This window comes from Anoxybacteroides tepidamans (assembly GCF_014201465.1).
Taxonomy (GTDB): domain Bacteria; phylum Bacillota; class Bacilli; order Bacillales; family Anoxybacillaceae; genus Anoxybacteroides; species Anoxybacteroides tepidamans.
The window spans coordinates 1-3,870 of record NZ_JACHEP010000043.1; the positions used below are offsets into that span (position 1 = coordinate 1).

The 3,870-nt window shown below is 39.3% G+C and carries 5 protein-coding genes; 1 reads left to right on the forward strand and 4 read right to left on the reverse strand.

The annotated features are described in order from the left end of the window. Nucleotides 1–650: 650 nt before the first annotated feature. Nucleotides 651–1,526, reverse strand: a complete 876-nt coding sequence (locus HNQ34_RS17095) for a nucleotidyltransferase-like protein (RefSeq protein ID WP_183256525.1) — start codon at nt 1,524–1,526, stop codon at nt 651–653. A gap of 137 nt (nt 1,527–1,663) precedes the next feature. On the opposite strand from HNQ34_RS17095, the gene HNQ34_RS17100 reads away from it, so the two are divergent. After that, the gene (locus HNQ34_RS17100) at nt 1,664–2,020 is read left to right on the forward strand and encodes a YgzB family protein (protein WP_183256526.1); all 357 of its coding nucleotides are present in this window, start codon (nt 1,664–1,666) and stop codon (nt 2,018–2,020) included. A gap of 24 nt (nt 2,021–2,044) precedes the next feature. Here the strand turns inward: HNQ34_RS17100 and perR are convergent, their stop codons facing one another. The 3 genes from perR to HNQ34_RS17115 all read right to left on the reverse strand — a co-directional run bounded on the left by perR (nt 2,045) and on the right by HNQ34_RS17115 (nt 3,622). Continuing rightward, nucleotides 2,045–2,494 carry a peroxide-responsive transcriptional repressor PerR gene (gene perR, locus HNQ34_RS17105; RefSeq protein WP_183256527.1) on the reverse strand — a complete coding sequence of 150 codons (450 nt, stop codon included), beginning with the start codon at nt 2,492–2,494 and terminating at the stop codon, nt 2,045–2,047. A 229-nt stretch (nt 2,495–2,723) separates the two neighbouring features. Next, nucleotides 2,724–3,197 (reverse strand): thioredoxin-dependent thiol peroxidase, encoded by a 474-nt coding sequence (bcp, locus tag HNQ34_RS17110; protein WP_183256528.1) that lies wholly within the window; start codon nt 3,195–3,197, stop codon nt 2,724–2,726. A gap of 8 nt (nt 3,198–3,205) precedes the next feature. Continuing rightward, entirely contained in the window at nt 3,206–3,622 is a 417-nt protein-coding gene (locus tag HNQ34_RS17115; RefSeq protein ID WP_183256529.1) for a potassium channel family protein, read from the reverse strand. Between the last annotated feature and the right edge of the window lie 248 nt (nt 3,623–3,870).

Genomic DNA, 3,870 nt, shown 5'->3' on the forward strand with positions numbered 1-3,870 from the left:
CGCCAGCGTTCGTCCTGAGCCAGGATCAAACTCTCCAAAAAAGAGTATGTCTAGCTTCTTAACGTTGACTGTTGTCTAGCTTCGGACGCCATCGATTCGTAACGCTCCAGTGCTGCTGTGCGGCGAAAGCCTCCTCGCAGACCCTTCAGCGCGTTTCGTCGATAGGTAGGCGTCCTTAGCTTTTCTATTGACGCTTCGTTTTGTTCAGTTTTCAAAGAACATTTTCTTCGATATCGCCATTTGAAGCGACTTTTTTATTGTAATATTTATTTTTGTTTATGTCAAGTTCTTTTTCACACTCTTAATCGCCATCTCGTAGCGACGTTTTTTAATTTATCACTTTTAATTCAATAAGTCAACAACTTTTTATATTATTTTATTAACTGTAACTCATGGTGCTAGATGACGATGGACGCTAATTAATCATGTATTTTCCACAGGTCGTGATTACACAGCAAATACGGAAAACGCTTGAAAGTAACAAGATTATGACATTCAACCAGCACCACAGGTTAACTATATTCTCAACCTATTGATTGTTAATTTATGTAAATATATTTCGGAATCCAGTTGCCAATAAAATCAGATAAAAGGTCCACATCATTCATTTTTGGCTACCAAAAAATCGGGCCTTCCTTCCATTTTCTTTCTTATGAATGATTCAATGCCACATAATAGCGATGAAAAACGTTTTGACCTTTTGTCGGCACTTCTTCTATCGCCAAAAGATGTTTGTCTACTAAATATTCTAACATAATCACAAGATCGACAGAATAAGCTTCTAACTCAGGATGGCTCGCAATTTCCCCGATGCTCCAAGCCCCTTCTTTTTGCTTTAGCACCTTCAATAAATGAGCAGAGCCAGATGGAATGCGCGAATGAATTAAAAATTCGCTCGCCAAAAATAAAAGTTCTAGTCTCTTATCTAAAGGTTCTTCACTTCCAACAAGCTCCTCGTAAAGTTTATAAATTTGTGCATCAATCTGCTTCACTTGACTCCATACTGTCACTTCTGGGTAAAATCCTTGTTCAATTATTGCCAGCCGCGCCAAATGGTGAAGTGCATGGACAACATGGTTGTAGGCGTCTAACAGCTGATTTGTTTCAAGAAACACTTTTCCATCCGTATATCTTCGAATCAACTTAGCAAACTCTACTCCCATTTTTAACTGGCGCGCTTCCGCCGGAAATTCCAACATTCGGCTTCGCAATCGTTGAGTATACTCATTTCGGTCAAACAACACCTTCCCATTTAAGACCCAGTCAATCACTTTTCGATTGGATCCAAAAAGAAGCCATTCATTTAATTTTTGTTCATCCACGATATACAGCGCTGCCTTTTGCTCTTTTGATGTGTAATGTTTAATGAAAACCGGACAGTCTGTTTCTTTTGCAATCACTAACAAAACAACATCGAACGTATCAGTAATCGCTGAGTTGTTAAACTTTTTTTCAATCATCAAAATTCCTAACGTATTGCGATGGCTTGCTCGCTCTTGATAAATGGGGCGAATTAAGTCCTCCATACTTTTTCCTCCATCATTTCGAATGCTGTTATGGCTAATTCGACAAAAATCGTGAAATTCCTCTTTGCAAATTTGCTTAAAATCGGATTGATTCGTTAAATTTTATGATATAGTTGTCTTTAGGAGGGACGAGTAGCATGTCAATTAAATATTCAAGCAAAATTAATAAAATTCGCACATTTGCTTTAAGCTTAATTTTTGTCGGTTTTATCGTTATGTATATAGGGGTGTTTTTTCGCACTTCCATGTGGATTATGACGTTATTTATGATTTTAGGGCTGCTTTTCATTATCGCTAGCACCGTCGTTTATTTTTGGATTGGAATGTTGTCGACAAGGACCATTCAAGTTGTTTGCCCAACGTGCGGAAAAGTGACGAAAATGCTCGGAAGAGTCGATATGTGCATGTATTGCAGCGAACCATTAACATTGGATCCAGAGTTAGCCGGCAAAGAGTTTGATGAAAAATACAACCGAAAGAAAAAAAAGAGCTGATAGCTTTTCACCGCTATCAGCTTTTTAATGCGAACGGTATCCTTGTTGACATTCTGCACAGACACCGTACACTTCCATGCGATGGTGACTTACTTTAAATCCTGTCACATGCGCCGCCAGCGTTTCCACTTCGTCTAATCCAGGGTAGTGAAAATCGACAATTTTACCACACCGTTCACAAATGATATGATAATGATCAGAAGTCACAAAATCAAAACGGCTTGATGAATCGCCGTACGTTAATTCTTTGACAAGCCCCACTTCTTTGAAAACACGAAGATTATTATAAACCGTTGCGACGCTCATATTTGGAAATTTTCCTTCCAACGCTTTATATATCTCATCAGCTGTCGGATGTGACATAGAACGAATTAAATATTCCAATATCGCATGACGTTGCGGAGTAATGCGTACTCCCGTTTGTTTCAACGTATCCAGCGCTTCTTTTAATAGTTGATCTTCTGACACCGTCATGCACCTCACTTTCTTTAAGAAAAAGAATTATTATTTTATAATTTTTATAATTAGTCTACCGTTATTTCGTATTCTTTGTCAATATTCGTATCATTAATATATGAGTTTATTCCGTTTTTGAACATAAAAAGTGTGCGGAATGATCTTCCGCACAAATGGGTTACATTTGAGGAGGTATGCCCTACACCAACAATATATGCTCCAGTCCTATTTCGGTTTGGACATCTACCTATTTTTGAACGACATGACGAATATAAGCTAACGCTTCCTCTACATGACCTTTGACTTTCACACCGCGCCATTCCTTCAGTAATTTCCCTTCCTCGTCAATGACAAATGTCGAGCGCTCGATCCCCATATATTCTTTCCCAAAATTTTTCTTCCGCTTCCAAACACCATATTTTTCTGCTGCTTCATGTTGCTCGTCCGCTAACAATAAAAACGGCAACGCATATTTTTCAATAAACTTTTGATGCCGTTCTACTGAATCGGTGCTAACTCCTAAAATAACAGCGTTCAAATCGCGAAATTGATCGTAGTAGTCACGAAAATCACACGCTTCTGTGGTGCATCCAGGAGTCATATCTTTTGGATAAAAATATAGCATAACATACTTTCCGCGAAAATCAGAAAGTGATACCATCTCCCTATTGCTTGCCGGCAATGTAAAATCTGGTGCAAGTTCCCCAATTTGCAACATCATCATCCCTCCTAACGTATCGTGCGCTCCTTTTCCCAGTCGATAACGACCCGGGCAACAAACGTAGCGGGCATAATGTATCCTAATAACGCTTCGACAACTGCAATCCATCTTCCTGCCCCAACCGGAATGACATCACCATATCCAACCGATAACAACGTTGTGGCACTAAAATATAAACCATCTTGGAAAACGGAGAAAAATCCATCAGCTGTATCATTGTGATTTTTTACAAATACATTATAGCCATTGATCTGCAATATTGTATAGATCAATGCGAAACCAATCGTCATCGTAAAATATAAGAAAATTAATACAAAGAAATTTTCTAATGAAACGTATTGATGGTCTTTTGACTGACTCGTCCATATGGAAGCAACGCTTGAAAATAGTACCGTTACAATTATGATCAACCATATCATCACCATCACCTCGTACATGCTATGTATACGAGGTAATGATCAAAAATATGTCCTTTCTAGGCGTGTTGATTAACCATTAAAAACCAGTTGACAGCGCTCTATTCCTAGCTTTTCTGCCGTAGTCGGCAAGCGGTTCGCTTGCCGACTGGGCATGCTGTGCGCATGCCCTCCTCGAACAATGAACGCTTTGCGGGCAAATGACATTTGCCCGCCGGCGTTCTTGTTCGAGGGAAGAGGCAGAAAAGCTTGTGTTC